The organism is Aquipuribacter sp. SD81, assembly GCF_037153975.1.
Taxonomy (GTDB): domain Bacteria; phylum Actinomycetota; class Actinomycetes; order Actinomycetales; family JBBAYJ01; genus Aquipuribacter.
This window is the reverse complement of the sequence record NZ_JBBAYJ010000014.1, coordinates 14,591-40,656: the sequence shown is the minus strand read 5'-3', so window position 1 is coordinate 40,656 and position 26,066 is coordinate 14,591. Positions and strand designations below refer to the sequence as shown.

At 76.4% G+C, this 26,066-nt stretch carries 24 protein-coding genes and 1 pseudogene; 14 read left to right on the top strand and 11 right to left on the bottom strand.

From position 1 onward, the window contains the following. The first annotated feature begins 22 nt into the window (after positions 1-22). The 6 genes from WAA21_RS10090 (at position 23) to WAA21_RS10065 (ending at position 4,838) form a co-directional block, all read left to right on the top strand. The gene (locus tag WAA21_RS10090) at positions 23-469 is read left to right on the top strand and encodes an SRPBCC family protein (protein ID WP_336922664.1); all 447 of its coding nucleotides are present in this window, start codon (positions 23-25) and stop codon (positions 467-469) included. 9 nt (positions 470-478) lie between these two features. Further along, the gene (locus WAA21_RS10085) at positions 479-1,378 is read left to right on the top strand and encodes a hypothetical protein (protein ID WP_336922663.1); all 900 of its coding nucleotides are present in this window, start codon (positions 479-481) and stop codon (positions 1,376-1,378) included. Between the two features lie 16 nt (positions 1,379-1,394). Continuing rightward, entirely contained in the window at positions 1,395-1,907 is a 513-nt protein-coding gene (locus tag WAA21_RS10080; RefSeq protein WP_336922662.1) for a hypothetical protein, read from the top strand. Continuing rightward, positions 1,904-2,848 carry an ROK family glucokinase gene (locus WAA21_RS10075; protein WP_336922661.1) on the top strand — a complete coding sequence of 315 codons (945 nt, stop codon included), beginning with the start codon at positions 1,904-1,906 and terminating at the stop codon, positions 2,846-2,848. The genes WAA21_RS10080 and WAA21_RS10075 overlap by 4 nt, the downstream gene beginning before the upstream one ends. A gap of 4 nt (positions 2,849-2,852) precedes the next feature. After that, positions 2,853-3,545 (top strand): hypothetical protein, encoded by a 693-nt coding sequence (locus tag WAA21_RS10070; protein ID WP_336922660.1) that lies wholly within the window; start codon positions 2,853-2,855, stop codon positions 3,543-3,545. Positions 3,546-3,620: 75 nt separating this feature from the next. Further along, positions 3,621-4,838 (top strand): geranylgeranyl reductase family protein, encoded by a 1,218-nt coding sequence (locus tag WAA21_RS10065; RefSeq protein WP_336922659.1) that lies wholly within the window; start codon positions 3,621-3,623, stop codon positions 4,836-4,838. Here the strand turns inward: WAA21_RS10065 and WAA21_RS10060 are convergent. After that, positions 4,798-5,130, bottom strand: a complete 333-nt coding sequence (locus tag WAA21_RS10060) for a hypothetical protein (RefSeq protein WP_336922658.1) — start codon at positions 5,128-5,130, stop codon at positions 4,798-4,800. The two genes, WAA21_RS10065 and WAA21_RS10060, sit on opposite strands and share 41 nt — an antisense overlap. 106 nt (positions 5,131-5,236) lie before the next feature. On the opposite strand from WAA21_RS10060, the gene WAA21_RS10055 reads away from it, so the two are divergent. Then, positions 5,237-5,893, top strand: a complete 657-nt coding sequence (locus WAA21_RS10055; RefSeq protein WP_336922657.1) for a dihydrofolate reductase family protein — start codon at positions 5,237-5,239, stop codon at positions 5,891-5,893. 9 nt (positions 5,894-5,902) lie between these two features. Here the strand turns inward: WAA21_RS10055 and WAA21_RS10050 are convergent, their stop codons facing one another. Genes WAA21_RS10050 through WAA21_RS10040 form a run of 3 tightly spaced genes read right to left on the bottom strand, consistent with a single transcriptional unit; the run spans position 5,903 to position 8,739 of the window. Then, entirely contained in the window at positions 5,903-7,192 is a 1,290-nt protein-coding gene (locus WAA21_RS10050; protein WP_336922656.1) for an ornithine cyclodeaminase, read from the bottom strand. Between the two features lie 3 nt (positions 7,193-7,195). Beyond that, positions 7,196-7,978, bottom strand: a complete 783-nt coding sequence (locus tag WAA21_RS10045; protein WP_336922655.1) for a hypothetical protein — start codon at positions 7,976-7,978, stop codon at positions 7,196-7,198. Further along, the gene (locus tag WAA21_RS10040) at positions 7,975-8,739 is read right to left on the bottom strand and encodes an alpha/beta hydrolase (RefSeq protein WP_336922654.1); all 765 of its coding nucleotides are present in this window, start codon (positions 8,737-8,739) and stop codon (positions 7,975-7,977) included. Before WAA21_RS10040 ends, WAA21_RS10045 begins: the two co-directional genes overlap by 4 nt. A 238-nt stretch (positions 8,740-8,977) precedes the next feature. On the opposite strand from WAA21_RS10040, the pseudogene WAA21_RS10035 reads away from it, so the two are divergent. The 4 genes and pseudogenes from WAA21_RS10035 to WAA21_RS10020 form a co-directional block, all read left to right on the top strand. Further along, positions 8,978-9,658, top strand: a pseudogene (locus WAA21_RS10035) (lysophospholipid acyltransferase family protein); the annotation flags it as partial. Between the two features lie 370 nt (positions 9,659-10,028). Next, positions 10,029-11,348 (top strand): class II 3-deoxy-7-phosphoheptulonate synthase, encoded by a 1,320-nt coding sequence (locus WAA21_RS10030; RefSeq protein WP_336922653.1) that lies wholly within the window; start codon positions 10,029-10,031, stop codon positions 11,346-11,348. Further along, a complete protein-coding gene (locus WAA21_RS10025) occupies positions 11,345-12,421 on the top strand; it encodes a threonine aldolase family protein (protein WP_336922652.1) in 1,077 nt (358 codons plus the stop codon). Before WAA21_RS10030 ends, WAA21_RS10025 begins: the two co-directional genes overlap by 4 nt. Continuing rightward, positions 12,418-12,870, top strand: a complete 453-nt coding sequence (locus tag WAA21_RS10020; RefSeq protein ID WP_336922651.1) for a cupin domain-containing protein — start codon at positions 12,418-12,420, stop codon at positions 12,868-12,870. Before WAA21_RS10025 ends, WAA21_RS10020 begins: the two co-directional genes overlap by 4 nt. 39 nt (positions 12,871-12,909) lie before the next feature. On the opposite strand, the gene pknB is transcribed toward WAA21_RS10020, so the two are convergent. Continuing rightward, positions 12,910-14,982, bottom strand: a complete 2,073-nt coding sequence (gene pknB / locus WAA21_RS10015; protein ID WP_336922650.1) for a Stk1 family PASTA domain-containing Ser/Thr kinase — start codon at positions 14,980-14,982, stop codon at positions 12,910-12,912. 102 nt (positions 14,983-15,084) lie between these two features. On the opposite strand from pknB, the gene WAA21_RS10010 reads away from it, so the two are divergent. Continuing rightward, the gene (locus WAA21_RS10010) at positions 15,085-15,543 is read left to right on the top strand and encodes an Rv2175c family DNA-binding protein (RefSeq protein WP_442893261.1); all 459 of its coding nucleotides are present in this window, start codon (positions 15,085-15,087) and stop codon (positions 15,541-15,543) included. Here the strand turns inward: WAA21_RS10010 and WAA21_RS10005 are convergent. The 3 genes from WAA21_RS10005 to WAA21_RS09995 all read right to left on the bottom strand — a co-directional run bounded on the left by WAA21_RS10005 (position 15,512) and on the right by WAA21_RS09995 (position 19,425). Beyond that, the gene (locus WAA21_RS10005; protein ID WP_336922649.1) at positions 15,512-16,573 is read right to left on the bottom strand and encodes a phytoene/squalene synthase family protein; all 1,062 of its coding nucleotides are present in this window, start codon (positions 16,571-16,573) and stop codon (positions 15,512-15,514) included. The genes WAA21_RS10010 and WAA21_RS10005 overlap by 32 nt on opposite strands. A gap of 28 nt (positions 16,574-16,601) precedes the next feature. Then, positions 16,602-18,176 (bottom strand): phytoene desaturase family protein, encoded by a 1,575-nt coding sequence (crtI, locus tag WAA21_RS10000; protein WP_336922648.1) that lies wholly within the window; start codon positions 18,174-18,176, stop codon positions 16,602-16,604. 94 nt (positions 18,177-18,270) lie between these two features. After that, the gene (locus WAA21_RS09995; protein ID WP_336922647.1) at positions 18,271-19,425 is read right to left on the bottom strand and encodes a polyprenyl synthetase family protein; all 1,155 of its coding nucleotides are present in this window, start codon (positions 19,423-19,425) and stop codon (positions 18,271-18,273) included. 73 nt (positions 19,426-19,498) lie between these two features. On the opposite strand from WAA21_RS09995, the gene metF reads away from it, so the two are divergent. Beyond that, on the top strand, positions 19,499-20,449 hold the full coding sequence (metF, locus tag WAA21_RS09990) for a methylenetetrahydrofolate reductase [NAD(P)H] (RefSeq protein ID WP_336922646.1): 951 nt from the start codon (positions 19,499-19,501) through the stop codon (positions 20,447-20,449). Between the two features lie 104 nt (positions 20,450-20,553). Further along, positions 20,554-22,281 (top strand): vanadium-dependent haloperoxidase, encoded by a 1,728-nt coding sequence (locus WAA21_RS09985; protein WP_336922645.1) that lies wholly within the window; start codon positions 20,554-20,556, stop codon positions 22,279-22,281. 33 nt (positions 22,282-22,314) lie between these two features. On the opposite strand, the gene WAA21_RS09980 is transcribed toward WAA21_RS09985, so the two are convergent. From WAA21_RS09980 to WAA21_RS09970, 3 genes are read right to left on the bottom strand one after another with little or no spacing between them, the layout of a single operon-like run. Beyond that, on the bottom strand, positions 22,315-23,898 hold the full coding sequence (locus WAA21_RS09980; protein ID WP_336922644.1) for a phytoene desaturase family protein: 1,584 nt from the start codon (positions 23,896-23,898) through the stop codon (positions 22,315-22,317). Further along, positions 23,895-25,040 (bottom strand): glycosyltransferase, encoded by a 1,146-nt coding sequence (locus WAA21_RS09975; protein WP_336922643.1) that lies wholly within the window; start codon positions 25,038-25,040, stop codon positions 23,895-23,897. Before WAA21_RS09975 ends, WAA21_RS09980 begins: the two co-directional genes overlap by 4 nt. Next, positions 25,037-25,951 carry a carotenoid biosynthesis protein gene (locus WAA21_RS09970; protein WP_336922642.1) on the bottom strand — a complete coding sequence of 305 codons (915 nt, stop codon included), beginning with the start codon at positions 25,949-25,951 and terminating at the stop codon, positions 25,037-25,039. Before WAA21_RS09970 ends, WAA21_RS09975 begins: the two co-directional genes overlap by 4 nt. Positions 25,952-26,066: the final 115 nt, after the last annotated feature.

Here is a 26,066-nt window from a genome sequence, read left to right as displayed (position 1 = left end):
CCGCCGACCCCCAGGAGCCCCCGTGGCCGAGCGCACCGAGTCGACCCTCACCATCGACGCGCCGCCGGAGCACGTGCTCGAGGTCATCACCGACCTCGGGCGCTACCCCGAGTGGGCCGGTGGCATCACCGCCGTCGAGGTGCTCGACACCGACGCCGACGGCCGGCCGACCGAGGCCCGGCTCACGATGAGCAACGGGCCCGTCCGCGACACGCTGCACGTCCGCTACGACTACGCCGTGACGACCGGCGGCACCGGGACCATGTCGTGGTCGCTCGTGGAGCCCGGCTCCGTGACGTCGAAGATGGACGGCGCCTACGTGCTCGTCGAGGCCGGCGCCGGCACGCAGGTGACGTACCGGCTGGAGGTCGACGTCACCATGCGCCTACCCGGGCTGCTGCGGCGCAAGGCGGAGAAGGTCATCACCGACGCCGCCCTCAAGGACCTCCGCGCCCGCGCCGAGCGCTGAGCGCGGACCGTGCGCGTCCTGCTCGCCGTCGACTGCTGCCCCGCGGGCGCCCGCGTCCCGGGCACGGTGCGGCGGGCCGGGGCCAAGGCGGTCGTCGTCGACGCCGGCTCGCACGCCGGTGAGGGCCTCGCCGTCCTCGGGGCCACGGTCGACGGTGCCGACGCAGCCCGCGAGGCCACCGGCGCCGACGGTGTCGACGGTGCCGAGGACGTCCGGGTGCCGCTCGCCTGGGCGGCGCGGCTGGCCGGGGTGCTCGGCCTGCACGCCGACGTCGTCGCGGCGGGCCTGCCCGTGCCGCTCGCCGGGCCGCTCACGGTCTGGGACCTCGTGGCCGGCCACGTCGAGGACGCCCGCGCCGACGCCGTCGTCGTGACCGTCGGCGCCGCGGACGTGCTCCGCCTCGTCGACGCGCCGGCGCTGGCGGTGCGGGTGCTCGACGCCCGCCTCGACCGGCTCGCCGCCCCCGCGGTCGACGACCCTGCCGCGGCGTCGGCCCTCGGGGAGGCGCTCGCGCTGCGCCGGGCCGCGCGGGCGCTCGCCACGGTCGCGGGCACCGCGGCGGTCGTCGGCGCGGCATCCGAGCACGCCGCGCACGGCTGCACCCGCCCGCTGCTCGGCCTCGACCGCGTCGCCGAGGCGGACCCGCTCGCCGCACCGGCCCCCGCGAGCGGCGTGCGCGTCGAGGCGGCCGGCTACACGTGGTGGTGCGACCTGCCGTCGCCCGAGCCGCCGCGCCTGGAGCACGACGGCACCGCCCTCCACGTCCGCGTGCCGGGGGCCGAGCGGTCCTTCGTCCTGCCGGCCGCGCTCACCCGCTGCGACGTCGAGGCCGCGGAGGTCGTGCTCGACCCGGCCGCCGGGCCCCGTCTCGAGGTGCGGCTGCGTCCCGACCCGGACCTGTGGCGCTGATCGCCGGACGACGACGATGACGACACCCCGCGACGAGACGACGGCCCCGGACGGTGCGAGTCCGGGCGGTGCGAGGCCGGACGATGCGAGGCCGGACGGCCCCGGCGTTCTCGACGCCCTCCGCAGCGGCTGGCACGCTCTCGGCGGCGGCGCGGCGGACCAGTGCCCCGGCTGCCCCGTGTGCCGGCTCGCGGAGTCCGCCGGGCGGGTCGACCCCGCCACCGCCGCGCACCTGCAGGCCGCCGCCGGGCACGTCGTGCAGGCCGGCCGGGAGCTGCTCGCCGCGCTCGAGGGCGCCACCAGCCGCACCGGTCCCGCCCGTCCGACGCCAACGCCCGCGGCCGCCGAGGACGTCGCGCAGCCGGCCGCCGACGACCGTCCGGCCGAGCCGGCCGACCGTGCGGCCGACCGCGCGGCGGACCGGGCGTCCGACGTCGCTCGCGCACGGACCACAATCCCTGTCAGCGGTCCCCGGACCGCGACCCCGCACGCAACGCCCGCGACCCCCGCAGAGGAGCCCTCACCATGACCGCCACGATCGGCGTCGACATCGGCGGCACGAAGATCGCGCTCGGGGTGGTGACGGGTGACGGCACGATCGTCGCCCGGACCCGCCGCGAGACCGAGCCCACCCGCCCCGACGAGATCGTCGAGGCGGTCGTCGACGGCATCCGCGAGCTGCGACCGGCCGCGGAGGTGAGCGCCGTCGGGGTCGCGGCCGCCGGCTACATCGACGCCGGTCGCTCCACGGTCATGTTCGCGCCGAACCTCGCGTGGCGGGACAACCCGATCAAGGCGCAGGTCGAGGCCCACGTCGACGTCCCCGTCGTCATCGAGAACGACGCCAACGCCGCCGCGTGGGGCGAGTTCCAGTTCGGCGCCGGGCGCGAGCACGACGACATGCTGCTGCTCACCGTCGGCACCGGCCTCGGCGGCGGCATCGTCATCAACCGCCGGCTGGTCCGGGGCGCCCACGGGGTCGCCGCGGAGCTCGGGCACGTGCGCGCCGTGCCGGACGGGCACCGCTGCGGCTGCGGCAACCGCGGCTGCTGGGAGCAGTACGCCTCGGGCTCCGCGCTGGTCCGCGAGGCCCGTGAGCAGGCCGAGTCCGGCTCCGCGCTCGCCAGCGGCCTCCTCGAGCGCGCCGGCGGCAAGGCGAAGCGCATCACCGGCCCGCTCGTGACGGCCGCCGCGCGGGAGGGCGACCAGATGGCCGTCGAGCTCCTGGCCGGCCTCGGCCGGCAGCTCGGCACCGCCGTCGCGAGCTTCGTCGCGCTGCTCGACCCCGGCGTCGTCGTCATCGGCGGGGGTGTGTCCGACGCGGGCGACCTGCTGCTCGGACCCGCCCGCGAGGCCTACGAGCACGAGCTGACGGGGCGTGGGTTCCGACCGGCCGCCGCGATCGTGCGGGCCGAGCTCGGCAACGACGCGGGCCTCGTCGGTGCCGCCGACCTCGCCCTCGCGGACTGAGCCCGTGGCGACCGGCACCACCGTCCCCGCCACCGTCCCGACGTCCGTCCGGGTCCTCGCCGTCGACGTCGACCGGTTCCGGCGCAGCCGCGCCGGTCTCGTGCGGCTGCTGCGCGAGACCCGTCCCGACGTCGCGCTGCTGCACCGGGTCCCCACCCACCCCTTCAGCGGGCACCGCGTCGGCGGCCTCGCCTCCGACGTCGGCCTCGTCGTCGCGGTGTCCGGTCGGGACTCCGCGGGGGCCGCGGTCCTCACCTCGCTGCGCCTGTCGCCGGACGGCACCGAGGCCCTGGCCGGGCCCGGCGGCGGGATGGCGTTGGCCACGCTGCGCCTCACCGACGGCCGCCGCCTGCGCGCGGCGACCGTGACGACCAGGGGCGGGGACGCCGACCAGGCGGGTGTCGCCGCGCACCTCCTCGCGCTCCTCGGCCCACCCGACGACGTCCCCACCGTCGTCGCGGGTGACCTGCCGGGCACGGCCGGCGGCGACGCGCTCGCTCGTCGCCTCGACGACCTCACCCCCGGGGCGGCCCCGACCGCCCCGGCCGGGACCCCCCGGACCCGTCCGCGGGGCCTGCTCGGCCACGCGGCGACGGTGCGCCAGGTCGCGCTGCCCGGGGCGATCGGCGCCCGGCCCGACCTGCTCGGCAAGGTCGTCGCCGAGCGTCCGGTCGTCGTGGACCTCCTGCTCAGCTAGCGACGGCTCGCCGGTGTGCGGCAGGGCGCGCGTCCCCGGTGGCGGCGGTGCGCCCCGCGCCCTGAGGCTGGGGCCGTGGACGCAACGGGCACGTGGGACGTCGCGGTCGTCGGCGCCGGGCCCGCGGGCTCCGCGGCCGCGCTCGCGGCGCTGCGCGTACGGCCCGGGGCCCGGGTGCTGCTGCTGGACCGCGCCGACTTCCCCCGCGACAAGGCGTGCGGCGACGGGGTCGCCCCGCACGTGCTCGACGTCCTCGACTCCCTCGGGGCACCCGGCCTCGTCGACGACCACCGCCCGGTCCGCCGGCTGCACCTGCAGGTCGCGCCCGGCCCGTCCGGGCGGCCGCACGAGCGCGGGGCGGCTGCCGTGGCGCGCGACATGCGGCGTCCGGCGCGGGTCGTGCCCCGCCGGGTGCTCGACGCCCGCATCCGCGCGGCCGCGCTGGCCGCGGGCGCGGAGGCTCGGACGGGTGTCGTTCGGGCGGTCTCGGTGGGGTCGCGCGACGTGCGCCTGGGCCTGTCCGGCGGGGACGGGCTGCGCGCCCGAGTCGTCGTCGGCGCCGACGGCGCCGGTTCCGCGGTCCGCCGGGCACTCGGGCTGCCCGGCCCACCCGGGCGCGCGACCGGGCTCGCGGTGCGCGGGTACGGCCCCGTGCGGGCGGACCTGGCCGACGAGCAGCGCATCGTGTTCGACGGCACCGGTCCGCCGGCGTACGCGTGGTCGTTCCCCGTCGGCGACGGCACCGCCAACGTCGGCTACGGCGAGGTCCTCGTCGGCGGGGCGGCGCCGTCGCGCCGTCGCTACCTCGAGCGGCTCGAGGCGCTGCTGCCCGGCACGACCGACGGTGCGGGGAGCTGGCGCGGGCACCACCTGCCGCTGTCGAGCGACCCCGTCCGTCAGCCCGACGGGCGTGTGCTGCTCGCGGGCGACTCGCTCTCGCTCGTCAACCCGCTGACGGGGGAAGGGCTGTACTACGCCGTGCTGTCCGGGGCGTGCGCCGGGTCGGCGGCCGTGGCGGCCGACGGCGGTGACCCCGGCCGGGCGTACCGGACCATGCTGCGACGGCGTCTCGGTCGGCACCTGCGCCACACGTCCGCCCTGCAGCGGCTCGTGCGGGTGCCGGGCGTGCTCGCGGCCGGTGTGCGCGCCGCCGGCGACCCGGCCGTGTTCGACGACCTCGTCGAGGTGGGCCTCGGGCGGGGGCTGCTGAGTGCTCGCGTGGCCCTCGCGACCGGCGCCGCGCTCGCCGGGTCTAGCGGCACCGCGCGACCGCCGCACTCACCGCGGCCGTGACCAGGGCCGACACCGGAAGCACGACCAGCCACAGGAGGAGCACGGCGAGGACCGTCGGGAGCTGCCCGGGCAACCACTCGGCCGACCCGCTGCCCGCGGGCCAGCCGGGCTCACCGGGCCAGACCCCGTCGCCGAGCGGCCGACGCGCGAGGTCCACCTCCCGCGCCACCCACCAGAAGGGGACCAGGAGCACGTGGGCGGCGAGGACGCCCCGCCGCCACACGCGCCACACCGAGCGCCGCGGTGCCCTCCCGCGCGCCGTCGGACGCGCCCGAGCGTCGGCTCCCACCACGGCGTCACCCTACGGCGGTGCACGTACCGTCACGCCTCCGACCGGTGAGAACGACCCGGCTCCCCGGTCCACCAGCGGAACAGCCCACGATCACCAGGGAGGACGCGTGCAGCAGCTGCTCAGGGTGCAGAACTTCTTCGTCTCGGCCGACGGCTACGGGGCGGGGGAGGGCCAGAGCCTCGAACGGCCCTTCGGCCACGCCGACCCGACCGTGCTCGGCGAGTGGGCCTTCGCGACGGCGAGCTGGCCGGGTCGCCGGGACGGCGGCGGCACGCGCGGGCTCGACGACCGGCTCGTCGGCGACTTCCACCACGGCATCGGTGCCGAGATCATGGGCCGCAACAAGTTCGCGCCCCACCGCGGGCCGTGGACCGACGGCGACGGCCTGGACTGGCGCGGGTGGTGGGGCGACGACCCGCCCTTCCGCACGCCCGTCCTCGTGCTCACCCACCACCCGCGGCCCGCGTTCACGCTGTCGGACACGACGTTCCACTTCGCCGACCTCGCACCCGCCCAGGCCCTCGAGCGGGCCCGCGAGCTCGCCGACGGCAAGGACGTCCGCCTCGGGGGCGGCGCGAGCACCGTCCGCGAGTTCCTCGACGCCGACCTCGTCGACACCCTCCACGTGGCGGTCAACCCGGCCGTCACCCTCGGCGGCGGCAGCCGGCTGTGGACCTCGCCGGCCGAGCTCGACCACCGGTACCACCGCGACGTCGTGCCGAGCCCCAGCGGCGTCGTCCACCACCTGCTGTGGCGGCGCTGACGCGCCGGCTCACACCTCCGAGCCGGTGAGCTCCCTCGCGAGGGTCGCGCAGAACAGGCCGACGTCGGTGACGACCCCGCGCGCCTGCGCCGAGCCCCGGTCGGTGAGCTTCGTGACGGTCGCCGGGTTGATGTCGACGCACACCAGCGGGATGTGGCTCGGCAGCACGTTGCCGGTCGCGACGCCGTGGAGCATGGTCGCGACGACGATGCAGAAGCCGACCTCGCCGCGCTCCGGCGACTGCAGCTGCGCCCGCATCGCCCGCTGGCCGTCGAGCACGTCGGTGTGGACGTCCGGCAGGGGGCCGTCGTCGCGGACGGAGCCGACGAGGACGAAGTCCTTCCCGCCCTCGACGAGCGCGTGCATGATGCCGCTCGTCAGCACGCCCTGCTCGACCGCCGCCGCGAGCGAGCCCGCATGCCGGACGGCGTTGATGGCGCGCAGGTGGTGCTCGTGCCCGTGCTCCACCCCGCGGCCGGCGGACAGGTCGACGCCGAGCGACGTGCCGTAGAGGGCCTGCTCGACGTCGTGCGTCGCGACGGCGTTGCCGCCGAAGAGCACGTCGACCCAGCCGCCGCGCACGAGGGCGGCGACGCTCGGCGCGGCGCCGGTGTGGACGACGGCCGGGCCGAGGACCCACAGGATCCGCCGGCCGCTCGCCCTGACCGCCCGCATCTCGTCGGCGACCTGGCGCACGACGAGCGCCTGCGGCTTCTCGCTGCTCACCTCCGACTGCATGAAGGTGAAGCCGGAGTCGTCGCCCTGCACGCGGGCGGGCGCGGTGACGCGGACACCGACCGCACCGCTCACCACGCGCGATCCCGCACGCACGTCGCTGACCGGGACGGTGCGCACCGACCGGACGGTCGCGCCCGGCCCCTCGCCGTCGACGTCGACGACGATGCCGCAGTCCATCTCGGGGTTCTCGACGTCGTGCCACGACTCGCCGACCCGGACGGCCGTCGGCAGGTTCGTCGTCGCGTAGAAGTCCGCGGGGAACACGCCGTCGCGCTCCACGACCGTGAGCCGGGCCGGCTCGACGTCGACGAGGTTCGCCCCGTGCGCGTGCAGGCGCATGAGCACGGAGTCCAGCGTCGCGGTGTCGGGCGCGGTCACCGCCAGCCGCACGGTCGAGGGGTCGTCGTGCTCCTTGCCGACGTCGAAGCGCACGACCTCGTAGTCACCGCCGAGGGAGCGGACGTCGTCGAGGACGCGGGTGAACAGGCCGGTGTCGAGCACGTGCCCGGACAGCTCGACGACCTCGCGCGGGTCGCCGGTCCGGGTGGGGGAGGTGGTCACGCGTCACACGATGGCACCGTCGTCGGGGTCATCGCGGTCACGGCTGCGCGGCAGCCGCCACGCGAGGTACGTGAAGCCGGCGACGACCGCGACGACGACGGAGCCGAGCAGCCACGACGGCACCTCGTCCCAGAACAGCGCGAAGACGAGGAGCAGGAGCGGGCCCGCGAGCACCGACGCCCACGCGGCCCGCGACGCGAGCCCGCGCGGGCGCGGCAGAGGAGGCGGCTCCGGGGGCACGTAGTGCCCGCCGTCCGCGCCGTGAACCGCCCGCTCGACCTCCCGGTCGATGCGGGCGAGCCGCTCCTCGCGGCTCTCCAGGTGCGGCACGGCCGGCGGCTGCTGCGGCCGCTGCGGCCGCCGGTCGCCGAGGCCGCGCGGGTCCTGCCGGGCCGGGCCGAAGGGCGTCGACCGCGTGCCGGCGTCGGTGTCGGAGGAGCGGTGCCGCGCCGGCCCGCCGGCCGGCGGACCGGCCTGGTCGCGGCGCTCCGGCCCCGGGGCCGGCCACCACCGCTCGTCCCCCCGGGACTCGCGCGCCGGTCGCGACCCGTCGGGCGCGTCGGTGTCCGGCAGCGTCCCGGGACCGCTGCCCGGGCCCAGCACGACCGGGTCGTCCCCGGTCCCCGCGCCCGGCACGTCGACCACGCGGGGGCTCGGCGGCTCGTCGTCGTGGAACCGGGCGACGATGGCCGCGAAGCGGGCGTCGATGTCGAGGCGGTCCCGCTCGTGGCGGCCCTCGGTGTCCTCGGCGCGGCCGCGGTCGTCGGCGTCGCCGGTGCCGCTCACGCGACCACCCGGCCGGAGTCCGCCGCGACGCGCCGGGCGAGCGCGAGGGAGCCGCCGAAGACCGTCGCGGCGTCGTGGTCGAGCGTCGCGACGTGGTAGGAGTCCGGGAGCACGACCTGCTCGACGTCGGTGCTCGACACCCCCGCGAGGACCGCGGCGCTGGAGGACGCCGGCACCACGTGGTCGACGGCGCTGCGGAACAGGCGGATCGGGGCGGTGACGCGGGACAGGTCCCCGCGGACGGTCCGCTGCAGCCGTGTGACCGACGCGCCCGCGTGCAGCGGCGTGCGGGTGTACGCGATCTCCGACGGGCCGTCCTTGCGGATGTCGCCGCCGATGGCCGGGAAGGACGGGGTGAGCCGGCGCAGCAGCGGCAGCAGCGGGATGCGCCAGTCCTCCGTGCGGACCGCGGGGTTGACGAGCACCAGGCCGGCGACGTGCTCCGGGTGCTCCTGCGCGAGCCGCAGCGCGAGGGCGCCGCCCATCGACAGGCCGCCGACCACGACGGTGTGGTCCGCCGCGAGGGCGAGCAGCTCCCGCTCGACGCAGGCGTACCAGTCCTCCCACCGCGTGCGGTTGCACTCCTGCCACGTCGTGCCGTGGCCGGGCAGCCGCGGGACCCGGACGGTGAGGCCCGCCGCCGCGTGGTGCTCGGCCCAGTCGCGCATCGACTGGGGCGTGCCGGTGAAGCCGTGGACGAGCAGGGCGGCGACGTCGCCGCCGTCCGCCTGGAACGGCTCTGCTCCGGGGAGGATCGGCACACCCCTAGCGTCGCACGGCGGCCGGGGCCGGCACCACGGGTTCGGGCGGGTGGATCGACGCAGCGGGGTGGGCGGGGCGACCGGTCGCCACCACGGTCGGCCCGGTGGTGAGGTCGGGCGGCGTCGCGCGGACGGGTGGGACGCCCGCGGGGCGGTGTGACACACCGTCCCGTCGGGGCCAGACTGGCGCCCGCGCGGGTGGACGGCCCGGTGCAGCGACGGAGGTGGACCGGTGTCGGTGGCGTTCTACTGGATCCTCTACGCGATCCTCGGCCCGATCCTCCGGTCCCTGTTCCGGCCGTGGGTGCGCGGCGGGGAGTACGTGCCCGCGACGGGCGGGGCGATCCTCGCCTCCAACCACCTGTCGTTCTCCGACTCGATCTTCCTGCCGCTGATGCTGCGCCGCCGGGTGACCTTCCTCGCCAAGGCCGAGTACTTCACCGGTCGCGGGGTGAAGGGCCGGGCGAAGGCGATGTTCTTCAAGGGCGTCGGGCAGCTGCCCGTCGACCGCAGCGGCGGCAAGGCGAGCGAGGCGGCGCTGCGCTCCGGGCTGCGCGTGCTGCGCCGCGGCGAGCTCCTCGGCATCTACCCCGAGGGGACCCGCTCGCCCGACGGCCAGCTGTACCGGGGCAAGACGGGCGTGGCGAAGATGGCGCTGGAGAGCCGGGTGCCGGTCCTGCCCGTCGCCATGATCGGAACCGACAAGGTCCAGCCCATCGGTCGCAAGATCCCCAAGATCCACCGCGTCGGCATCATCATCGGCCGGCCGCTCGACTTCTCCCGCTACGAGGGCATGGCCGACGACCGGCACGTGCTCCGGTCGGTGACCGACGAGATCATGTACGAGCTCATGCGGCTGTCCGGCCAGGAGTACGTCGACGAGTACGCCTCGGTCGCCAAGGAGCGGATCGCGGCGGAGAAGCGGGCGAAGGTCGTGGGGGAGGTCCTCGGCCGGGTCGAGCGCATCACCGGCCGCGACACGACCCGCCTCTCCGGCCAGCTGTCGGGACTGTCGGAGCGCTGGTTCGGTGACGACCTCTCGCCGGGTGACTACACCTCGCGCCTGCCCGACGGCACGGACGACCTCGACGAGGCGACCGCCCGGGCCCGCCTGGACGGCGAGGGCGGGCCCGACCGCGACGACGAGGTGCCCGCGGACGAGGCGGCTGCGGGCCACGGGCACGTCGACGGCGCCGTGGGCGAGGCACCCGAGGACGGCGACGAGCGGACCCCCGACCAGAGCGCGGACCGCGCGTAGGGCACCCCGCCGGCCCGCCTACCCTGGCGGGGTGACGATCCACTGGCCCGAGCTCGCGGCGGCGCAGCAGCCGACGTGGGCCGACACCGACGCCCTCGCCGCGGCCTCCGCGGAGCTGCGGACCTATCCGCCGCTGGTGTTCGCCGGCGAGTGCGACAACCTGCGCGACCGGCTCGCGGCCGCCGCCCGCGGCGAGGCGTTCCTGCTGCAGGGCGGGGACTGCGCGGAGACCTTCGACGGCGCGACCGCCGACGCGATCCGCCGACGCGTCAAGACGATCCTGCAGATGGCCGTCGTCCTCATGTACGGCAGCGGGCTGCCCGTGGTGAAGATGGGCCGCATGGCGGGGCAGTTCGCCAAGCCGCGCAGCAAGGACCTCGAGACCCGCGAGGGCGTCACGCTGCCCGCCTACCGCGGCGACGCCGTCAACTCCTACGCCTTCACCCCGGAGGACCGCGCCCACGACCCGCAGCGCCTCGTCCGGGCGTACCACACGGCCTCGGCGACGCTGAACCTCATCCGCGCGTTCACCACCGGCGGGTTCGCCGACCTGCGGCAGGTGCACGAGTGGAACCGCGGCTTCACCTCCAACCCCGCGAACGCCCGCTACGAGGTGCTCGCGCGCGAGATCGACAAGGCGATGCGGTTCATGGCCGCCTGCGGTGCGGACCCCGAGGAGCTGCGCGGGGTGGAGTTCTTCGCCAGCCACGAGGCGCTCCTGCTCGACTACGAGCGCCCGCTCGTGCGCACCGACTCCCGGACCGGCCTGGAGTACGCGACGAGCGCGCACTTCGTGTGGATCGGGGAGCGCACCCGCCAGCTCGACGGTGCGCACATCGAGCTCGCCGCCCGCGTGCAGAACCCGATCGGGGTCAAGCTCGGACCGTCCACGTCGCCCGACGACGCGCTCGCCCTCATCGACCGGCTGGACCCGGACCGCACGCCCGGCCGGCTCACGTTCATCACGCGGATGGGCGCGGAGCGCATCCGCGACGTGCTGCCCGCCGTGGTCGAGAAGGTCCGCTCCAGCGGCGCCCAGCCGCTGTGGATCACCGACCCGATGCACGGCAACACGTTCGAGTCCGCCAGCGGGTACAAGACGCGGCGCTTCGACGACGTCATCGACGAGGTCCGCGGCTTCTTCGAGGTCCACGAGGCGGTCGGCACCATCCCCGGCGGGCTGCACGTGGAGCTCACCGGCGACGACGTCACCGAGTGCCTCGGCGGCTCGGAGATGATCGACGACGCGGCGCTCGCGCGCCGCTACGAGTCGGTGTGCGACCCGCGGCTCAACCACCAGCAGTCGCTGGAGATGGCGTTCCTCGTCGCCGAGATGCTCGGGCGCCGGTGACCGCGGAGCCGTCGGGCCGGCCCGTCGACCTGCGGTCGGACACGCTCACACGGCCGACCCGCGCCATGCGCGAGGCGATGGTCGAGGCCGAGGTCGGCGACGACGTGTACGCCGAGGACCCGACCCTCGCGGCGCTCGAGCGGCGCGTCGCGAACCTGCTCGGGCACGAGGCGGGGCTGTTCTTCCCCTCGGGGTCGATGGCGAACATGGTCGGGGTGCGCCTGCTCGTGGAGCCGGGCCAGGAGCTCCTCGCCGACATCACGTCGCACGTGCTGCGGGCCGAGCTCGGCGGGCACTCCGCGCTCGGCGGGGTCTCCTCGCGCACGTGGTCCGACGGCGTCGCCGACGGCACCAACCGCCCCCGCCGGCTGGAGGCGGCCGTGCCGCTGCAGCTGATGGCGCCGGACGCCGGGCCGTACCTCGTCTCGACCGCCGCGGTCGCGGTGGAGAACACCCACAACTTCGGCGGCGGGACGGTGCAGCCGCTGCCCGAGCTGGAGAAGCTGCGCGAGGGCACCGCCGCCGCGGGCGTCGCGGTGCACCTCGACGGCGCCCGGCTGTGGAACGCGCATGTCGCGACCGGGACCCCGCTCGACGTCTACGGCCGCCTCGCCGACACCGCGTCGGTCTGCCTGTCCAAGGGCCTCGGCGCGCCCGTCGGGTCGGTGCTCGTCGCGAGCGAGGAGCGCATCGCGCGCGCCCGCGTGCTGCGCAAGCGCTACGGCGGCGGCATGCGCCAGGCCGGCGTGCTCGCCGCCGCCTGCCTGCACGCCCTCGACCACCACGTCGACCGCCTCGCCGAGGACCACCGCCGGGCCCGCCGGATCGCGGAGGCGTGCCACGCCGCCGTGCCCGGCAGCGTCGACCCGCACGAGGTCGAGACCAACATCGTCGTGCTCGACACCGGTGACCGCCCCGGCGCGGACGTCGTCGCGGCCGCCGCCGAGCGCGGGGTGCGCGTGTCGTCGCTCGGCCCGCGCATGGTGCGCGTCGTCACGCACCTCGACGTCGACGACGCCGACACCGACGTCGCGTGCGAGGTGCTGCCGGACGTGCTCGCGCGGCTGTCGTGAGCACCGCCGGCGAGCCCGTCAACCTGTGGTCGGTGCTCGACGGCATCGGCCGGGAGTGGAGCCCGTACCTGCTCGGCGCGGTGAACGACCACCGCCTCAAGGCCGTCCGCGTGCGCGGGGAGTTCGTGTGGCACTCCCACCCGGGCTTGGACGAGCTGTTCGTCGTGCTCGACGGCGAGCTGGTCATCGACCTGCGGGAGCCCGGCCCCGGCTCCCCGGACGGCACGGCCGGTGCCGACGGCACGGACGGGTCCGACGCGACGGTCGAGCGGGCCGTCGCCCTCGGACCGGGCGACTGCTTCACCGTCCCCGCCGACGTGCCGCACCGGCCGCGCTCGGTCGGCGGCGCCCGCATCCTGCTCGTCGAGCCGGACGGCATGGTGAGCACGGGCGACTACGACGGACCGGTGCCGGACCACATCGACCGCACGACGGGCCGGCGCCCCTAGCGACCGGCGCCCGGTCGGTCACACGCCGCCGACCGGTGCTCAGAACGTCGTGACGACGACCGTCGAGCCGGGCACGAGCATCGTGCCGGCCGACGGGTCCTGGCTGACCACGCGGCCGAAGATGTTCGACCCGCGCCGCTCCACCACGAAGCCGAGCCCCTCGAGCTCGGCGAGAGCGTCGTCGAAGCGCGACTCGAAGACGTCCGGCACCTCGACCGGTTCGGGTCCGCGCGACACGGTGACGTCGACATCCGTGCCCGGCCGCGCCTCGCCGCCGGGCGGGTCCTGCGCGAGCACGTCGCCCGCGGGGACGGCGTCGTCGTAGCGCTCGTCGGTCCGACCGAGGCGGAGGCCCGCCGCCTCCAGCAGCCGTCGGGCCGCGTCGACGTCGCCGCCCGTCACGTCGGGCACCGTCACGGGCTCCGGCCCGCGGCTGACGGTGACGTCGACGGCTGTGCCCGCGCGCACCGCCTCGCCCGGCCCCGGTTCGGTGGCGACGACGAGCCCCTCGGCGACCTGCGCGGAGAACGCGTCGGTGGTCTCCCCGAGGCTCAGGCCGACCTCGGCGAGCGCGGCGGCGGCCTGCTCCGGGGTGCCGTCGCGCACGTCGGGGACGTCGAAGAGCTCGGGACCGGCGGACACCAGCAGCGTCACCGTCCCGTTCTTGTGCACCTGGCCCGCGGCGGCGGGCCGGCTGCCCACGACCGTCCCCTCGGGGGCCTCCTCGTCGAAGACGGGTGTGCTCGTGGCGGCGAGACCGTCCGCGGCCAGCCGGTCCTCGGCGGCCGGGGCGCTGAGGCCCGCGACGTCCGGTACCACCCGCTGCGCGCCCGGGCCGGCCTCGCTCCACCACAGCCACCCCGCGGCGAGCACGCTGGCGAGGAGCAGCACGAGGAGGACACCGGCGAGCCCGGGGCGCCGGCGGCGCCGGACCGGCAGCCGCGTGGTCGGTCGCGTGCCGTCGTCGTCCGGGCCTGCGTCGTCGCCGCGCGGCCCGGCGGCCCAGGGCCGCGGGTCGTGACGGGCGACGCGGTCGGTGTGCCGGGCGTCGGGGTCCGAGTCGTGCCTGTCGTCGTACTCGTCGGCGTCGTGCTCGTCGACGTCCTCCCACCAGCGCTGCGGCGGCGGCACACGCGCCGAGGCACCCGACGCCACGCCGTCGCGGTCGCTCGCCGGCCGGGCGCGCTCGCCGGCGCCGACGGCCGCCGCGGCGAGCGCGGGGGCGCGTGCGTCCAGGACGTCCGGCTCCAGGTGCGACCACACCCGCCGCATCCGGGCCAGGAGGCGGTCGGCGCTCTGCGGCCGCTCGTCGGGGTCGCGGCGGCAGGCCCAGGCGACGAGGTCGTCGACCTCGGGGGGCAGGTGCGGCACGAGCGAGGAGGCGGGCGGCACGTCGGTGGTGACGTGGCTCCACACCACCTGGAACGGCACCTCGCCGGTGTGGGGCTGACGGCCGGTCAGCAGCTCGAAGAGCACGATGCCGGCGGAGTACACGTCGGTGCGGGCGTCGACCTGCCCGGACTGCGCCGCCTCCGGCGCGATGTACTCCGGGGTGCCCAGCAGCGACCCCGTCGCGGTGCGGGACGCCGTCGCCGCCCGGGCGAGCCCGAAGTCGCTCACGCACCAGCCGCCGTCCCGGGTGACGAGGACGTTCTCCGGCTTGACGTCGCGGTGGGTGAGCCCGGACGCGTGCGCGGCGGCGAGGCCCTGCAGCAGCGCCTCCATGACGGGGTACGCCTCGGCGGGGGACAGGGACCCCCGCTCCCGGAGCACGTCGCGCAGCGTGCGGCCCGGCAGCAGGTCCATCGCGAGCCACACGAGGTCGTCGTCGGCGCCCTGGTCGTGGACGGCGACGACGAAGCGGTGCTGCACGGAGGCGGCCGCCCGCGCCTCGGCACGGAAGCGGGCGACGAACTCCTCGGACTCCGCGAGGTGCGGGTGCATGACCTTGAGGGCGACCTCGCGGCCGAGCCGGGTGTCCTCGGCGCGGTACACCGTCGCCATGCCGCCACGCGCCACGCGGGCGAGCACGCGGTACCGGCCGCCCACGAGCCGGCCCACGACGGCGTCGCGCCGGGGCCCGCCCGACGTCTCGGTCGTGGGGCTGCTCACGTCGGGAGTGTAAGGAGCCGGGAGCCGCGGGGCGTGGAGGCGGCGGTGCGAGTGGGCCCGGATCCGGCCGCGGGGCCGGCGCGGGTCTGGCACCCTGCCGTCGTGCCTCGTTCGCGTCCCCGCCCCACCGACCGCCGCTCCTACGCCGGGGCCCCCGCCCTGCGGGCCGAGCCCACCGAGGACGTCGACCCGGCGCGCGCGGAGGAGCTGCGCGACCTCGTCGCCGACTGGCTGCCCCTGCCGGACGTCGCGGAGCGCCTCGACCTCGACATCATGCGCACGCGCCGCCTGGTCGCCGACGGGGACCTCGCCGCCACCCGGGTCGACGGCGTCATGAAGGTGCCGGCCGCCTTCCTCGTGGACACGCCCGAGGGCACCGCCCCCATGCCGGAGCTGAAGGGCACCCTCACCGTCCTCGCCGACGCGGGCTACTCGACGTCGGAGGCGATCCGTTGGCTCTTCACGCCGGACGCCACCCTCGTCGAGGGCCGCCCCGTCGACACCCTGCGTGCCGGCCGCAAGACCGAGATCAGGCGTCGCGCGCAGGCGCTGGGGTTCTGACCGCCTGCTCCTCGTCGCCGCCCGGCGTCCGGCCGTCCTCGGCGCGGGCGCCGTCGTCGGGCGCGTCGTCACGCTCCTCGCGCTCCTCGACCGGCTGCTCGTGCCGTTCCGGCCGCCTGCGCGCGGCGTGCGCGCGCACGAGCCCCGGCCCGGCGACGGCGAGGCGTCGCGGCAGCGACACCGTCACGCGGCGGCGCAGCACCTGGTAGTCGGCCCGCTCGACCGCGGCGAGGATCCCGCCGTACAGCTCGAACGCGGTCCGCATGCAGTCGCGTGAGGTCGGGTGCAGCATGTCGATGCCGGGCTCGGCGTAGGCGTACAGCGCGCGCGTGCGGTCGATCTCGAACTGCAGCAGCCGGCGGATCGGGGCCGTCACCTCGCCCGCGGCCAGGTCGGTCGCCGTCACCCCGAACAGCTCGAGGTCCTCCTGCGGCAGGTACACCCGCCCGCGTGTGAGGTCCTCGCCGACGTCGCGGATGAAGTTCGACATCTGGAACGCCTCGCCCAGCGCCCGCGCGCGCGGCGCCGCCTCCGGCGTGCTCGGCTCCAGGATCGGCAGCATCTGCAGGCCGATGACCGCGGCCGAGCCGTACATGTAGTGCTCGAGGTCGGTGTACGTGCGGTACGTCGCCTCCGTGATGTCCATCCGCATGGACTCCAGGAACGCCTCCACGTGCGCGCGGGGGATGCCCCAGCGCCGCATCGTGTCCTCCATCGCCGCGCCGACCGGGTCGTGGCGCGGGTCCACGCCGGCCGGCGCGAGCGGGTCGAGGCGGAGCCGGTCGAGGAAGTCGTCGCCCCATCGCACCAGCCCGCTCGGGTCCGGCTCGGTGAGGCTGTCGACGAACTCGTCGGCGTAGCGTGCGAAGCCGTACAGCGCCCATACGAACGGCCGCTTCGCGCGCGGCAGCAGCAGCGTCGCGAGGTAGTACGTCTTGCCGTGCGAGGAGTGCAGCTGCCGCGAGCGCTCGTACGCCACCCGCAGGGGCGGGTCGGTGATGCCGGCCGCGTCGAGGTCCTTGGTGCTCACGCGTCGATCCTGCCCCAGCCCGCCCGGCTCAGAACCCGCGCCAGGCCCGCGAGCGGTACGAGGGGTCCGGGCCGAGCACCCGCTCCGCGGCGAGCCGGCCCGACACGAGCACCATCGGCACACCGACGCCCGGCTGGGTGCCGGAGCCGGTGAACACGACGTTCTCGCCCCACAGGTTCCCGGGCCGGAACGGCCCGGTCTGCGCGAACGTGTGGGCGCTGGCGAACGGGGCGCCCGCGTACATGCCGCGCCGCTCCCAGTCCAGGGGCGTCGTGACGTCCTCGACCTCGATCGCGTCGCCGAAGCCCGTGTAGCCGCGGTCGTGCAGCTGGGTGAGCACGTGCTCGCGGTAGCGCTCGGCACCGGACTCCCAGTCGATGCCCGCGCTGAGGTTCGGCGTCGGGAACAGGACGTAGTACACGTCGCGCCCGGGCGGGGCGAGCCCCGGGTCGGAGGCGGTCGGGCGCGAGACGAGGATGCTCGGGTCCCGCATGAGCCGGCCGTGGGTGAGGTCGGTGAAGACGCCCTCCCACTCCTCGCCGAAGTGGATGTTGTGGTGCGCCGCGAAGTCGTAGCGGCGCGTGGACCCCGCGAGCAGCAGGTAGCAGCTGGGGGAGTACGTGAGCCGGCCGTGCCGGCGCGGGCTCCTCCCCAGCAGGTCGCGGTGGGCGACGGGCAGGTCGGGGTTGAGCACGAACGCGTCCGCCTCGATCCGCTCCCCGGTGCTCGTGACGACGGCCCGGGCGCGCCCGCCGGAGTGCTCGACCCGCTCGACGGTCGTGCCGTAGCGGATCTCGACGCCGTGCTTCTCCGCCGCGGCCGCCATCGCCTGCGGGATCGCGTGCATGCCGCCCTTGGCGGCGAACACCCCCGCGACGGAGTCCATGTAGGCGATGACGGCGTAGATGGCGAGCGCGTCGTACGGGCTCACGCCCGCGTACAGCGACTGGAACGAGTAGATGCGCTGCGTGCGCGGGTCGGACAGGTACTTCTCCACGCGCGGCGCGAGCTTGCCGAAGCCCCCCATGAGCAGCAGGCGCACGAGGTTGGGGGTCAGCAGGTCGAGCGGGGTGTCGATGTTCCGGTCGATGAAGTCCTTCATCTCGTACCGGTACAGCCGGGCGACGTAGTCGACGTAGCGCCGGTACCCGGCCGCCTCGTCCGGGCCGATGACCTGCTCGATCTCCGCGCACATCGCCTCGGTGTCGGCGTGCACGTCGAGGTGGGAGCCGTCGGCGTAGAAGGCCCGGTACAGCGGGGTGACGGGCTCGAGGTCGAGCCAGTCGTGCATGTCCTCCCCGACCGCGTCGAAGCAGTCGGCGATGAGGTCCGGCATGGTGAGGACGGTCGGGCCGTTGTCGAAGCGGTACTGCCCCGCCCCGTCCGGCGCGTCCTTGACGACGAGGCCCGCGCGCCCGCCGGGCACGTCCTCGCGCTCCAGCAGGGTGACCTTCCGCCCGGCGCCCGCCAGGCGCATGGCCGCGGACAGCCCGGCGAGGCCCGCGCCGACGACGACGACGTGGTCGGTGGGCCCGGTGACGGTGCGGGTGCGGCCGGGCAGCCACCCGGCGAGTCGGGACGGGGTGAGGACGGGGCGGGCCACGAGAGCTCCAGGTGGTCGGTGGTGCCGGGTGCTGCGGTGGGTGCTGCGGTGGGTGGTGCCGTGCGGTGCGGTCGTCGCCGTGCGCGGAGGTGTGTCAGGTGCTACGGGCCGTGGCCGCGACCACGAGGCCCTCGAGAACCTCGCGCGCCTCGTCGGTGATGTCGGCGCGCGCGAGGGCGGCGTGGGCGAGGGCGACGTCGTCGGCGATCATCGCCTCGACCCGGTCGGCGGCGCCGGTGTCGAGGAGGACCTCGCGGAGGGTCGCCACCCCGTCCGGGTCCAGGCCCGGGTCGCCGAGCAGCCGCCGGACGGTCGCAGCCTGGGCCGGGGTCGCCCGCTCGAGCGCGAGGGCGACGAGCACCGTCCGCTTGCCCTCGCGCAGGTCGTCCCCGGCGGGCTTGCCCGTCTCGGCGGGGTCACCGAAGACCCCGAGCAGGTCGTCGCGCAGCTGGAACGCCTCACCCAGCGGCAGGCCGTAGCCGGAGTACGCGTCGAGCAGCGTCTGCGGGGCGCCCGCGAGGCAGCCGCCGAGCAGCAGCGGGTGCTCGATGGAGTACTTCGCGCTCTTGAACCGGATGACGTTGCGGGCGCTGTCGACGGGGTCGACCTCGCCGGTCGGATCGGTCTCGCCGGCCGTCACCTGCTCGAGCATGTCGAGGTACTGCCCGGCCATGAGCTCGGTCCGCATGCGGTCGAAGACGGCCCGGCCCCGGGCGAGCGCGTCCGCGGGCAGCCCGGAGGCGGTGAGGAGCTCGTCGGACCACACGAGGCAGAGGTCGCCCGCGAGCACGGCGCCCGCCGTGCCGAACCGCTCGGTGTCGCCGTGCCAGGCCGACCCGCGGTGCAGCCGGGCAAACCGGCGGTGCACGGCGGGACGGCCGCGGCGGGTGTCGGAGTCGTCCATGACGTCGTCGTGGATCAGCGCCGCCGCCTGGAACAGCTCGAGGCTCGTCGCGGCGGTCAGCACCTCCTCGCAGTCCGGTCCGCCCGCGCCGCGCCAGCCCCAGTACGCGAAGGCCGGGCGCAGCCGCTTGCCGCCGGCCACGAGGTCGGCGACGTACTCCACGAGCGGCGTCGCGTGCGGGCTCACCGCCTCCACGGTCGCGAGCTGGCGGGCGAGGACGTCGTCGAGGGTCTTCTGCACGCGGGTGCGCAGGTCCTCCCGGTCCAGCACCGCCCGCGCCGAGGCGACGGCGCTGACGGCGATCGGCGCCGTGACGGGGCCGGGGACGGCGGCCGGGCTGCTCATGGTCAGCCAGCGTAGGTTTCCCGCGCGCGACCAACCACCGGACCCCCCGGCGCGTCGTGCCTACCCTGGGTCGGTGCCCGAGGCCTCCGTCATGCGCCAGCCGCACCGCACCGTGGTGGAGGCGCTCGAGGTGGCGCGGGCCGAGCGGCGCCCGACCGTCTCCTTCGAGTTCTTCCCGCCCCGTGACGAGGCGGGGGAGACGGTCCTGTGGCAGGCGGTCCGGCGGGTGGAGACCGTCTCGCCCGACTTCGTGTCGGTGACGTACGGCGCGGGCGGCGGGACCCAGGAGCGGACGGTCCGCGCGACGCAGCGGATCGCGCGCGAGAGCTCGCTGTCGCCCGTCGCGCACCTCACGTGCGTCGGGCGGACCGTGCCGCAGCTGCGGCAGGTCGTGGGCGCCTACGCCGACGCCGGGGTGCGCAGCGTGCTCGCGCTGCGCGGCGACCCGCCGGGCGGGCCGGGACAGCCCTGGCAGCCGACGCCCGGCGGCCTGGACCGGGCGCTGCAGCTCGTGGAGCTGCTGCGCGCGCTCGGCGGCTTCTCGGTGGGCGTGGCGGCGTTCCCCGACCGGCACCCGGAGTCGCGCACCCCGTCGCAGGACGCCCGGGTGCTCGCCCTCAAGGCGCGGGCCGGCGCGACCTTCGCCATCACCCAGTTCTTCTTCGACGCCGACGCCTACCTGCGCCTCGTCGACGCCGTCGACGCGCAGGGCGTCGACCTGCCGGTCATCCCCGGGATCATGCCGGTGACGAACCTGCGTCAGGTGTCGCGCTTCGCCGAGCTGTCCGGCACGCCGCTGCCGGCCGACCTCGTCGGGCGGCTCGAGGCCGTCGCCGACGACCCCGCCGCCGTGCGGGCCGTGGGCGTGGAGGCCGCGACGCGGCTGTGCGAGCGGCTGCTCGCCGCGGGCGTGCCGGGCCTGCACTTCTACACGCTCAACTCCTCGACCGCGACGCTCGAGGTGTGCGGCGACCTGGGCCTGCTGCGCGGCCGCGCGGCCGCCGCGGCGCGCCGCACCGGGTAGTGCCGGGTCGCGCTCGGGCGCAGGCGGGTATCAGCCGGAGCCGCGTCGCGCTCCTCCGGCCGTGCCCCGAGAGCCGGGGCGAGAACCCGCTCGGGGAGCCCACGATGACCGCACGACGCAGCCTGTCCCTCCAGCGCCGGCACCTCGCCGCCGAGGTCGCCGCCGCCCGACCACACCCCGTCCACCGCGCCAACGGCGACGAGGTCACGCACCGCGGCCCCGACGGCCGCCCCTCCTACGTCGGCAGCTTCTCCAAGTGCCTGCCGCACGACGACGACGGCTTCGTCGATCCCGGGCTGTACGCGGAGTGGGTGCGGGCGATCGACTCCGGCGACCCCCGTGACGTCGCCGCCCTCGACTTCGTGCCCGCCGGCCCCGGCGGCACGACCCCGTGGACGTCCGGCATAGACCCGGCCACGCCGTACCGCGGCTGGGAGAGCCTCGGCGCGGGCCACACCTTCGACCTGCAGGGCCCCGACGCGCAGTCCGTCACCATGCCGCCCGCCCCCGCGCTCGACAGCGAGGAGCTCGTCGCGGAGATGGCCGAGCTGTACTGGATGGCGCTGTGCCGCGACGTCCCGTTCTCGCGCTGGTCGACCGACAGCACCGTCGGGGCCGCCCGCGCGTCGCTGCGGACCCTCGACTGGTTCCGCGCCGGGCGGCCCACGACGGGGTCGACGGACGTGCTGCCGAGCTCGCAGGCCCGTCGGCGGCTCGTGCGCGGCGGCACCGCGGGCGACCTCGAGGTGGGCGAGCTGTTCCGCGGCACCGCGCCGGGGGAGCGCGTCGGGCCGTACGTCTCGCAGTTCCTGCTCGTCGGCAACCACCGGGCGCTGCCCGGCGCGGGCGCGCACGACCGCGACGCCGGGCACGTCGCCTACGGCGCGGTCCGCATCGACCAGCGCGTGCGGACGGCCCCGGCGGGCGTGGACTACATGACGGACTTCGCGACGTGGCTCGACGTGCAGCGCGGCGCGCGCCTCAACGGCCGGGAGGACCCCTACACCGGGTACCGGTTCATCACGACCGGCCGGGACCTCGCCACCTACGTGCACTACGACGCCCTGTACGAGGCGTACCTCAACGCGTGCCTGCTCCTGCTCGGCAGCGGCGCGCCGTTCGACCCGGGCCTGCCGCTGCAGCGCGGCGACCTGCTCGACAAGCAGTCCGGCTTCGCGCAGTTCGGCGGCCCGCACGTGCTCACGCTCGTGACCGAGGTCGCCACCCGCGCGCTCAAGGCCGTCCGGTACCAGAAGTACAACGTCCACCGCCGCTGCCGGCCCGAGGTCGTCGCGGCGCGGCTCAACCGGCTCGCGACGTCGAGCGACCCGGCCGTCACGGACCGCCTGGAGGTGCTGCGGCCGATGCTCGACACCCTCAGCGACTCCGCGGTGAACCTGGACGCGCACGTCGGCGGCGGCAGCGACCCGTGGCTGCTGCCGATGGCCTTCCCCGAGGGCTCGCCCGCGCACCCCTCGTACGGCGCGGGCCACGCGACCGTCGCCGGCGCGTGCGTCACGGTGCTCAAGGCGTGGTTCGACGCCGGGCACCCGCTCGGGTACGCCTTCGAGGCGAACGAGGACGGCAGCGCCCTCGTCGACGTGTCCGCCGACCACCCCGCGCTGACGGTCGGCGGGGAGCTCGACAAGGTCGCCGCCAACGTCGCGCTCGGCCGCGGCTGGGGCGGGGTGCACTACTACAGCGACTACATCGAGTCGTTCCGGCTCGGCGAGCAGGTCGCGCTCGGCCTGCTGGAGGAGCAGAAGCTCTGCTACGGCGAGACGTGGTCGATGTCGGTGCCGCTGCTCGACGGGTCCGTCGTGCGGCTGTGACGCGGCGGGTCCGGCGGTGCCGGACCTGGGGTCTCACACGAGCCCGTCGTCCTCGGGCTCCGGCTCCGGGGCGACGGGCGGGCCCACGAGGTCGGCGACGATCGCCGCGCTCATGCCGACGAGCGGGATGCCGCCGCCGGGGTGCGCGGAGCCGCCGACCAGGTACAGCCCGTCGATGTTGCTCGCGTTCGCCGGGCGCAGGAACGCGGACCGGGCGCCGTTGCTCGAGCTGCCGTAGATCGACCCGCCGACGCTGCGGGTGTCGTACTCGAGGTCGGCGGGCGTGCGGACGGCGCGCCAGCGGACCCGGTCCCGCACGTCGAGGCCGCGCTCGGCCATGACGTCGAGCACGCGGTCGGCGTAGTCGTCCGCCAGGTGCTCCGCGCGCCAGTCGATGCCGCGCGCCGGCTCCCCGGGCCGGTGCCGCGGCGCGTTGACGAGCACGAACCACGACTCGGTGTCCTCCGACGGGCGCAGCGCCGGGTCGTCCGGCGCCGACACGTACACAGTCGGGTCCGGCGCCGGGCGGCAGCGCCCCCGGTGCCGGCCGGTGCCGAACACCGAGTCGAACTCGTCGTCGTAGTCGGCGGGGAACAGCACGGTGTGGTGCTGCAGGTCGGGGGTCCGACCGTCGAGGGCGAGCAGCAGCACGAAGCCCGACAGCGACGGCTCCGCGCGGCGCAGCCGCTGCCGGCCCAGCTCGCCCGGCGGCCCGGCGAGCAGCTCGTGGTAGGTGTGGGCGGCGTCGGCGTTCGACACGACGACGTCGGCCTCGACCTTGCTGCCGTCGCGCAGCCGGACCCCGTGGGTGCGCCAGCCGGTCGGGCCGGGCACGTCCCTGACGAGGATCTCGGCGACGTCGGCGCCGGTGCGGATGACGGCCCCGCACTCCATCGCGCGCTGCGCGAGCGCGTCGGCGAGGCGCTGCAGCCCGCCGCGCACGTACCAGGCGCCGTATCGCTGCTCGACGTACGGCACGGTCGCGAGCGCGGCGGGCGCGCGCCGCGGGTCGGAGCCGGTGTAGGTGGCGTAGCGGTCGAGCAGCATCCGCAGCCGTGCGTCCTTGAGGTAGTGCCGCCCGAGCGCCCGCAACGAGGACCACGGCGCGATCCGCAGCAGGTCGTCGACGCGGCGGGCCTCGCGCACGAGGGTGCGCAGCCCCTCGAGGGGAGAGGTGAGGAACGGCCCGCGGGTCGCCTCCCAGATCGTCTCGGCGCGCTCCATGAACGCCGTCCACTGCGCCCCCGCCCCCTCGCCCAGGGCCGCGTCCAGCGCCGCGGCGACGCGCGTCCGGTCGGCGTTGGGCAGGTCGAGGACGGTCCCGTCGGGGAAGCGGTAGCGGAAGGCCGGGTCGACGGAGACGAGGTCGACGAGCCGGCTCAGCGGCTCCCCGGTCTCCGCGAACAGCTCCTCGTACACCGAGGGGAGCGTGAGCAGCGAGGGGCCGGTGTCGAAGCCGAAGCCGTCGCGGGCGTAGCGGCCGAGCTTGCCGCCGACCTGCGTCGACTGCTCGAGGACCGTCACCTGGTGACCGGCGTGCGCGAGCCTGACGGCGCTGGCCAGGCCGCCGAGGCCCGCGCCCACGACGACCACCCGGCTCGCCGGTGTCGTGCTCATCGTCCGTCCCTCCGCCGGTGCGTCCCCACGGGACGACCCTTCCACGTCAGCGTGCCGGAGCGCCGCCCCGCGAACGAGCGGGCGGTGAGCCACGCGGCGGCGGCGACGGACGCGGGGTGCGCGAGGGCGTCGGGCAGGGACCGTCCGCCGGTCCGCTCGGCGGCGACGTAGCGGCCGGCCACGCCCGCGAGGTACCCGACGGCCCCGACCCGGGAGCCGAGCAGCGCCGCGGCCGCGGGCCACACGTAGGTGAGCAGCAGGACGGCCATGACGGCGGCGGCGCCCGGCGCGGACCCGAACGCCGACCACAGCGACTTCGTGTACCCGGCCTCCACCTCCTGCCACGAGGAGTACATGCGGCACGAGGCGACCGTGCTGCCGTCGCACGGCACGCCGCGCCCGCCCGTGCGCTTGACCGCTCGGAGCAGCGCGATGTCCTCCAGCACCTCCCCGGCCACGGCGGCGTGGCCGCCCGCGCGACGGTAGGCGGCGGCGTCGACGGCGAGCAGCTGGCCGTTCGCCGCCGCGAGGCTCGCCCGCGGCGAGCGCTCGGCCGGACCGAGGGGCAGCGTCGTCAGCCACGACCACTGCAGCAGCGGCTGCACGAGCCGCTCGCCGGCGGTCACCGCCTCCTGGCGCGGGTACGGCGAGACGAGGTCGAGGCCGCTGCCGCGGAGCAGGGCGACGGTCGCGGCCACCGCGTGCGGGGCCAGGACGACGTCGGCGTCGACCAGGACGAGCACGTCGCCGGTGGCGGCCCGGGCGAGCCGGTCGCACGCGTGCGGCTTGCCGAGCCAGCCCGGCGGCGGCTCGGCGCCCTCCACCAGCCTGACGCGCGGGTCCCGCCGGGCGGCGGCGCGAACGACGTCGGCGGTGCCGTCGCTGCTGCGGTCGTCGCACACGAGGATCTCGAGGTCGGGGACGCCCACCTGCTCGGCGAGCCGCTCGAGCAGCCTCGGCAGCGTCGCCGCCTCGTCCCGCGCCGGCACGAGCACGCTCACGCGCTCCGTGGTCTCCGGCGGGTCGTCCGGCGGGCGTCGCAGCCGGGCCGCGTTGACGACCGTGTGGGCGGTGAGGGCGCACGCGAGCAGCGTCCCGGTGGTGGTGAGGACGGACCCGGCGCGACGGAGGGCGCGGCTCACGCCCGCGACCCGGAGCGGCGCACCCGCGCCGGTGCGGGCCCGTCGAGGCTCCGGCGCGCGCCCCGCACGTGCAGCCACAGGTAGGGCCCGACGAGCACGCCCATGCCCACGAACCCGTAGGCGGCGACCTCGGGTCGTCCGAAGAACGCGACGTTCGCCAGCGCCGAGCCGAGCCACGTCCAGCCCAGCAGCAGCGCGGGCACGAGCTCGTCGGCGGCGCGGCCGCGGCCCGCGGTCCGCGGCACGACGACGTCGAGCGCACGGACCATGACGAGCGACACCAGCACCCAGCCGGCGTAGTTCGTGAGGGGGATGCCGGGGACGCCCGGCAGCCCCGGCTCCGGGGAGGCGAAGACCCAGTGGCCGGCGTCGGTCATCTGCGGGTCGAGGTACAGGTCCCACGAGGCGAGGCCCAGCCCGCCGAGCACCGCGGTGAGCGCCGTGGTGAGCGCGGTGGTGAGCGCCGTGGTCGCCCGTGACCGGCTTCCCACGAGCGCGTCGGCGAGCCGCCGCCCGAGCAGGAGCATCGGCCACGCCATCATCGTCCAGGCGAGCGGGATGAGGACGGGGACGTCGAGCACCTCCCACCCGAGCGTGCCCGTGTACTCGTAGGGGCCGAAGGGGAACCCGGTCGCGGTGCCCACGGCCTCGGCCACCAGGCCGGCGCCGCCCGCGACGAGGAGCACGAGGACCGCGGTCCGGGCCCCCGCGGTGAGCGCGGCGTGCGCGAGGCTCGCCGCGCAGAACAGCACGACCGTCGCGGTCGTCGACCACGCGAGCGCCCGCCCGTCCAGCAGCGGGTACGCGACCTGGACGAGGACGGTGACGGCGGCGAGCACGAGCGGCACGCCGACGGGGCTCAGCAGCCCCCGGCGCCGGGCCCGGACGTCGCCGTCACGTGCGTCGCGCATGGTGCTCATCGTAGGTGCGGCCCGCCGCGGGGACACGGTCGGCGCCGGGCGTGCCCGCGGGTGCCCGGGGGCGGGGGCTCGGACCCGGCCGCCTCACGGGTGGGGGTCGCGGCGC